Raw genomic sequence first — 698 nt, 5'->3', positions numbered from 1 at the left:
TTGGGTTGGCCCCACCGCTAATCAAGAAGAGTGGCGCGGCTATTGTGCGGACGTATTTCAACCTTTTAGTTCCCGCACGACTTTCTATGCTATTGCCTATTTTGCCAATTATATTGCAGTGGCGAATGCGATCTCTTGGTCTATTGTCTACGAAGGCAATTATCCTGTTATGATGAGCCGTTTCGGCAGCTACTTTATTGTTAGTACGCACGACGCCATACTGGTAGCTGGGTTTGTTTCTCTGGCTTTTTTTATCATTAACTGGCAACTGGCGATGCATTGTGCGAGTTTACTTAGCCAATATTTAGTGCGAATCCTCATCATTAATCGCACGCGTTTTGTCGCCATGAGTTTAGTGTTCAGCAGCTATTTTGCTTACTTGTTAACGATAGGAATTTTTTGGCTGTTTCACGACACGTACTCAATTTGGCAAGGATTGAAACTCACGCCTGCTTTTCTTTTATTAGCGTTATTATTAGCCGTCGTGTTACCTGCCATGAAAAAAGAAACGTCCGAAAGCGAATAAGCGTGAATCGCTCTACCGTTTGAGTAGTAATTCATGTGCCATTGAGTTAGCATTGCCGACCTTTTTTCGTCAGTGGGAGGACTCATGTATATTGGCTTTGACTATGGCACTGCAAACTGTTCAGTGGCAAAAATGGAATCAGGCGAGCCTGTTTTGTTAAATCTTGAAGGGG

The 698-nt window shown here is 43.4% G+C and carries 1 protein-coding gene; it reads left to right on the top strand.

Features of this window, described 5'->3' with window-relative positions; genetic code table 11:
• Positions 1-526, top strand: a 526-nt coding sequence (locus tag R7Z50_RS27595) for a hypothetical protein (protein WP_318149767.1), incomplete at its 5' end; no start/stop codon positions are given.
• Between the last annotated feature and the right edge of the window lie 172 nt (positions 527-698).

This window comes from Vibrio sp. 1249-1 (assembly GCF_033340495.1).
Note: the sequence above shows the minus strand (reverse complement) of the source record. Positions and strands in the feature narration are given on the sequence as shown.